Here is a 5,153-nt window from a genome sequence, read left to right as displayed (position 1 = left end):
CTACCGCCAGGTGTTCACCAGCAACACCGAACGCGACCACGCGCTGGCGCCGTGGCTGACCTTCTACAACACTCGACGCCGACACACCGCGCTCGCAGGCCAGCCCCCGATCAGCCGCCTGTCACCAAAGTCATGACCGAGTACACCTAGTCGCCGTAGACCGCCCGCAGGGCGTCCCGGACCGCCGCGAGGGCCTCCGCCTCGCCGAGGCCGAGGCGCCGCGCCCGCTCCGCGTACCCCGCGGCGGCCGTCGCCGCCTCCTTCTCCGCGGCCGACCCGGCGGCGGCCACGAACGTGCCGTTGCGTCCCCGCGTCTCGATCACCCCGTCGGTCTCCAGCGCGCGATACGCCTTGGCGACGGTGTTGGCCGCGAGCCCGAGCTGCTCGGCGAGCCCCCGCACGGTCGGCAGCCGGTACCCCACGGGCAGCGCCCCGGACCGGGCCTGCTCCGAGATCTGGGCGCGCACCTGCTCGTAGGGCGCGCCCCCCTCCACGATGCGAATGTTCAAGGTCACGCGGCGATTGTCCCGTACGCACCGGCCCCGGTCGTCGCACGCCCACCGGAAATTCGGAGGCGACCGGCGACACCGTCCGCGTACCGTGCGACCCCATGACAGTGATCGTGCGCGACCTCCGGACCGCGGACCCCGCGGACACCGAGGCCTTCGCCGACGTACGCGGGCGCGCCCTCCCCTTCCTGGTCAGCACCCCCGAGGCGGTCGTCCACGACGCCGCCCACGCGGTCCCCGAGGCCCATGTCGGGCATCTGGTGGCGGAGGCGGACGGCGAGGTGATCGGGACCGCGCAGCTGGGCATCGCCCATGACAGCCCCGTACCGGGTCAGGGCTACCTCAATGTGTACGTGCACCCGGAGCGCGTGCGCCGGGGCGCGGGCTCCCTGCTGGTGCGCGCCGCCGAGGAGCGGCTCGCGGCGGCGGGGGCGACGCGGCTGTTCTCGTGGGTGCTGGACACCCCGGACGACCGGGCGTTCGCCGAGCGGCGCGGCTACACGGGCAGCAGGTCCGCCCACTTCCTGCGACTGGACCTCGCGTCCGGCACCCTGCCCCCGCTGCGGGAGCCCCCGGCCGGTGTGGAGCTGCGGACGGTCGCCGACTTCGCCGACGACCCACGCCCGCTGTTCGCGCTGGACGCGGAGACCACGGCGGACGAACCGAGCGACGTCGGAGCCGAGTTGGACGACTACGAGCAGTGGCTCGCCGGGACCTTCCACCATCCGCTGCTCGACCACACGCTGAGCACGGTGGTCGTGGTGGACGGCACACCGGCCGCGTTCACCGCGGCCCGCACGGACGGCGGGGCCCGCTACTCCACCGGTATGACGGGTACGGCCCGCGCCTTCCGCAGCCGGGGCCTGGCGAAGCTCGCCAAGAACGACTCGCTGCACCGCGCCCGCGCCGCCGGTTACACGGAGGCGTTCACCGGCAACGACGCCGGGAACGGGCCGATGATCGCGATCAACAAGTGGTTCGGTTACGAAGTGTGCGCGACGGAGGTACGCCATGTCCGGGAACTCGGCTGAGCCGACCGGCGAGTTGGAGGTCGTCCTGCTGAAGGCGGGCCGCACGAAGATCCGTTATCCCGCCCGGCTGCTGGGCGACGACGGCGTCCGGGTCGTCGTCCGCGCCGACTGGGCGAGCCCCGGGGTGCGGGACTTCGGCTTCGTGCGGTTCGAGCCCGGCGACGTGTTCACCGAGTACTACTGGCGCGACCGGTGGTACTCGGTGAAGGAGGTCCGCGACGGGCGGGGCGGCCTGAAGGGCTGGTACTGCGACATCACCCGTCCCGCCGTGCGGTCCGGCGGGGAACTCGTCGTCGAGGACCTCGACCTGGACCTGTGGCGCTCAGCGGACGGCACGGCCGTAGTCCGCCTGGACGAGGACGAGTTCGCGGACAGCGGGCTGCCGACCACCGACCCGGAGGCCGCGGCGGCGGCCCTGGCCGCGCTGGACGAGCTGGAACTCCTCGCGCAGGAGGGCGGCTTCACGGCCCTGCTGGGCTGACCGGGAGACCCGCCGGGCGAGGACGCGCGCCCGGCGGGTCAGAGGTCCGCGACCACCGCGTACCGCTCGTCCTCGACCCGCTTGCCCCACAGCCGCGCGTCGTCGTCGAGCCGGACCACCAGCGCGTCGGAGACGAGCGGTGCGACGAGCCCGTGCAGCCGCTCGGCGGGTATGCCGACCGGGCTGAGCGTCCCCCACACGCCCTCGACGAGCACGAGGCGCCCCCCTGGCCGCAGCAGCCCGCACCAGCGCCGCAGGACGCGGGCCGGGTCGGGCAGGGCCCACAGGACATGCCGGACGAGGACCACGTCGAAGCGCTCCTCACCCACGGGCGGTGCCGCCGCGTCGCCGACCAGGAACACGGCGGGGTGCCCGGCGAGTTTGGCGCGGGCACGGCCGACCATGGCCGGGGAGGAGTCCACGCCGGTCACCCGGTGCCCCTGCTCGGTCGCGAGGAGCGACAGGCTGCCGGTGCCACAGCCGAGGTCCAGGACATCGGCGGGGCGGCGCGGCAGCCAGGCCCGCAGGCGGGCCGCCCACGCCTCCCGGACGACGGGATCCCGCAGGCCGTGATCGGGTTCGTCGTCGAAAACGGCAGCCTGCGCGTCCCAGTCGACGGGCGGGGGCGGGTCGTTCGGCACGGACTTCTTCGCGGTTTCGGGGGTCCGGGAGGTTTCACCGTCGTCGATGTTGGTCATGCCGCCAGAGTGACACCTGCCACTGACAGTCCAGAGGGTGACAGCCGCCACTGACACAGCACGACCCGATGAGTAACGCTCCCGGAAGAGGTCTACCTCCGTGAAATCGCGGAACACGGGTAGACGCAAGGAGGCAGCCATGCGCCGTACGACCGTGCAGAAGCCCCTGAGGAAGTCCGACTCCCGCCGGGTGCGGGAAGAGGCCGACGAGCGCCCCGTCGAGCGCCGGGAAGTGCGGAAGGACATCGCGCGCACCTGGTGGCCCGACGGCTGACCCCGCTCCCGGCCCGTCAGCCGAGCCGCTTGCGGTAGTGGATCCTGTCGTAGGGCCCCTCCACCCGCCGCTCCACGACCTCGTATCCGAACTTCGGATAGATCTTCCGGTTCTCCCACATCATCGCGTTCGTGCAGAGCCTGATCTCGGGCAGACCCAGGGCACGCGCGTGCGTGTCCACGAAGTCCAGGAGCCGTCGCCCGACGCCCCGTCCGTGGGCGTCGGGGTGGACGGCGATGGCGTCGAGGAACAGGTGGTCGTCATGTGCCTCGACGACCACCAGGCCGGTCACGGGGTCACCGGTCACGAAGACGCGGCCCGCGGCCACGTTCGCCGCGTGGTCCGCCTCCATGGGCTGCGGGACGACCCCGATGCGTTCGATGTAGGGCCGGAACGCGGCGTCCGTGACCGCCCGCACGGCGTCGACGTCCGCGAGCACCGCCCTTCTGACGCCCTCGCCGACCGCCCCTTCCGCCCCTTCCGTCCTGTCCGTCCCGTCCGTCATGGGCGGGGGCGCGCGAGGGTGCGGCCGAGCAGGTCGAGCAGGGCCGTCCAGTGGCGTTCCGCCGCCTCGGCGTCGTAGGCGGCGGTGTCGGCCTGGGTGTAGCCGTGGGGGGCTCCCGCGTACACCTCGGTGCGGTGGGTGACGCCCGCCTCGTCAAGCGTCTTGTCGAGCAGCTCGATCTGTTCCGGTGTCATGGACGAGTCGTTGTCGGCGTAGCCGAGGTACACCTCGCCGGTGATGCGGTCCGCCGTCAGGTGCGGGCTGTCCGGGGCGTCGGTCGCCAGCCGGCCCCCGTGGAACCCGCCCACGGCCGCGACCCGCTCCGGGAAGGCGCCCGCGGTGCGCAGGGCGAGACCGGCGCCCATGCAGTAGCCGGTGATGCCGACGGGCCCGTCCGTCGTGTGCGGGCTGTCCGCCAGCCACGCGAGGTAGGTCTCGGCGTCCCGTACCGCCAGGTCCGGTGTCAGCGCCAGCATCACGGGGAGGATCCGGTCCCACAGCTCGGGGCGCGCACCGGGGTCGATGAAGTCGGGCAGGTCGAAGACCGGGGTGCGTCCGCTGCGGTAGAAGACATTGGGTACGAGGACCGCGTAGCCGGCCCCGGCCAGCCGGTCGGCCATCGCCCTCAGGTGCGGCCGCAGTCCGAACGCGTCCATGTAGAACAGCACCGCGGGGTGCGGGGCGTCGTCGTCGGGGCGGACGAAGTAGGCGTCGGCGGTGCCGTCCTGGGTGGTGATGTCCACGGTCGTTCCGTGTACGGCGGTCATGGATGCTCCTCTTCGTCACTCCGACAGGTCGTCAACCGGTCGTCAACCATCGCGGGCGGTCGCATTGTTCCGCGCCCGGGTAAGAAAGGGATCATCGACGGCTCGGCGGCCGGTGTTCCTGAGCCCCCGGTTAGCCCATCCTTAACGCGACCATAAGGATCTCCCGCACCCGCCCTCAGCAGGCGATGTCGCGGTTCCCTGGGGCTAGCTTGCTGATCGACCGGCAACCCGGCCCGCCCGGAGAACCCGGTGACCCGGAACCGCTTCGAGGAGTACCGCCATGCCCGCTGCCCGCCGCAAGGCCGCCGCGTTCGTCACCGCCGGTGTCGTGGGTGCCGCCCCGTTCGCCCTGACCGTGTGCGCCGCCGGGTCCGCCGCGGCGCACGGTTCGCTGGGCGACCCGGTGAGCCGGGTGGCGCAGTGCTACGCGGAGGGCCCCGAGAACCCTCGGTCGGCCGCGTGCCGGGCGGCGGTCGCGGCCGGGGGCACGCAGGCGCTGTACGACTGGAACGGCGTGCGGATCGGCGATGTCGCCGGCCGGCACCAGGAGCGCGTACCGGACGGGGAGTTGTGCAGCGCGGGGAACGAGGCGTTCAAGGGCCTCGACCTGGCCCGCGCCGACTGGCCGGCGACGAGCGTGCGCCGCGGCTCGTACACGTTCAAGTACCGGGTGACCGCGCCGCACAAGGGGACGTACAAGGTGTACATCACCAAGCCCGGGTACGCCCCCTCCCGGCCGCTCGCCTGGGACGACCTGGATCTCGCGCACCCGGTCGCGACCTCCACCGACCCGGCCGCGTCGGGCGGCTTCGCCACGTTCTCCGGGACGCTCCCGCAGCATTCCGGCAGGCACCTGCTGTACACGGTCTGGCAGCGCTCGGACAGCCC

The 5,153-nt window shown here is 72.9% G+C and carries 8 protein-coding genes; 4 read left to right on the top strand and 4 right to left on the bottom strand.

Annotated elements, in window-relative coordinates:
- Positions 1-146 precede the first annotated feature (146 nt).
- Entirely contained in the window at positions 147-515 is a 369-nt protein-coding gene (locus tag M8J73_RS40670) for a GntR family transcriptional regulator (RefSeq protein WP_055522884.1), read from the bottom strand.
- Between the two features lie 95 nt (positions 516-610).
- On the opposite strand from M8J73_RS40670, the gene M8J73_RS40665 reads away from it, so the two are divergent.
- Entirely contained in the window at positions 611-1,540 is a 930-nt protein-coding gene (locus M8J73_RS40665; protein ID WP_055543156.1) for a GNAT family N-acetyltransferase, read from the top strand.
- The gene (locus M8J73_RS40660) at positions 1,521-2,021 is read left to right on the top strand and encodes a ribonuclease FAU-1 family protein (RefSeq protein ID WP_249829763.1); all 501 of its coding nucleotides are present in this window, start codon (positions 1,521-1,523) and stop codon (positions 2,019-2,021) included. The genes M8J73_RS40665 and M8J73_RS40660 overlap by 20 nt, the downstream gene beginning before the upstream one ends.
- 38 nt (positions 2,022-2,059) lie before the next feature.
- Here M8J73_RS40660 and M8J73_RS40655 read toward each other — a convergent pair whose 3' ends face one another.
- The gene (locus M8J73_RS40655; RefSeq protein WP_249829762.1) at positions 2,060-2,719 is read right to left on the bottom strand and encodes a class I SAM-dependent methyltransferase; all 660 of its coding nucleotides are present in this window, start codon (positions 2,717-2,719) and stop codon (positions 2,060-2,062) included.
- 139 nt (positions 2,720-2,858) lie between these two features.
- Here M8J73_RS40655 and M8J73_RS45080 point away from each other — a divergent pair, with 139 nt between their 5' ends.
- Positions 2,859-2,993 carry a hypothetical protein gene (locus tag M8J73_RS45080; protein ID WP_258193464.1) on the top strand — a complete coding sequence of 45 codons (135 nt, stop codon included), beginning with the start codon at positions 2,859-2,861 and terminating at the stop codon, positions 2,991-2,993.
- Positions 2,994-3,009: 16 nt separating this feature from the next.
- On the opposite strand, the gene M8J73_RS40650 is transcribed toward M8J73_RS45080, so the two are convergent.
- Together M8J73_RS40650 and M8J73_RS40645 are read right to left on the bottom strand one after the other, a co-directional pair.
- Entirely contained in the window at positions 3,010-3,498 is a 489-nt protein-coding gene (locus M8J73_RS40650; RefSeq protein WP_055537099.1) for a GNAT family N-acetyltransferase, read from the bottom strand.
- Positions 3,495-4,265: a dienelactone hydrolase family protein gene (locus M8J73_RS40645; protein ID WP_055537098.1), complete on the bottom strand. Its 771-nt coding sequence runs from the start codon at positions 4,263-4,265 to the stop codon at positions 3,495-3,497. Before M8J73_RS40645 ends, M8J73_RS40650 begins: the two co-directional genes overlap by 4 nt.
- Positions 4,266-4,545: 280 nt before the next feature.
- On the opposite strand from M8J73_RS40645, the gene M8J73_RS40640 reads away from it, so the two are divergent.
- A partial coding sequence (locus M8J73_RS40640) for a lytic polysaccharide monooxygenase (protein ID WP_249829761.1) occupies positions 4,546-5,153 on the top strand: 608 nt, incomplete at its 3' end.

The organism is Streptomyces neyagawaensis, from assembly GCF_023516595.1.
Classification (GTDB): Bacteria; Actinomycetota; Actinomycetes; order Streptomycetales; family Streptomycetaceae; genus Streptomyces; species Streptomyces neyagawaensis.
The sequence above is the reverse complement of the archived record's forward strand: the minus strand, read 5'-3'. Positions and strand labels throughout refer to the sequence as shown.

Excerpts from the sequence above, each read along its gene's own strand:
- M8J73_RS40655 (WP_249829762.1), bottom strand. The coding sequence starts at position 2,719 with ATGACCAACATCGACGACGGTGAAACCTCCCGGACCCCCGAAACCGCG.
- M8J73_RS40660 (WP_249829763.1), top strand. The coding sequence starts at position 1,521 with ATGTCCGGGAACTCGGCTGAGCCGACCGGCGAGTTGGAGGTCGTCCTG.
- M8J73_RS40645 (WP_055537098.1), bottom strand. The coding sequence starts at position 4,265 with ATGACCGCCGTACACGGAACGACCGTGGACATCACCACCCAGGACGGC.
- M8J73_RS40665 (WP_055543156.1), top strand. The coding sequence starts at position 611 with ATGACAGTGATCGTGCGCGACCTCCGGACCGCGGACCCCGCGGACACC.
- M8J73_RS45080 (WP_258193464.1), top strand. The coding sequence starts at position 2,859 with ATGCGCCGTACGACCGTGCAGAAGCCCCTGAGGAAGTCCGACTCCCGC.
- M8J73_RS40650 (WP_055537099.1), bottom strand. The coding sequence starts at position 3,498 with ATGACGGACGGGACGGACAGGACGGAAGGGGCGGAAGGGGCGGTCGGC.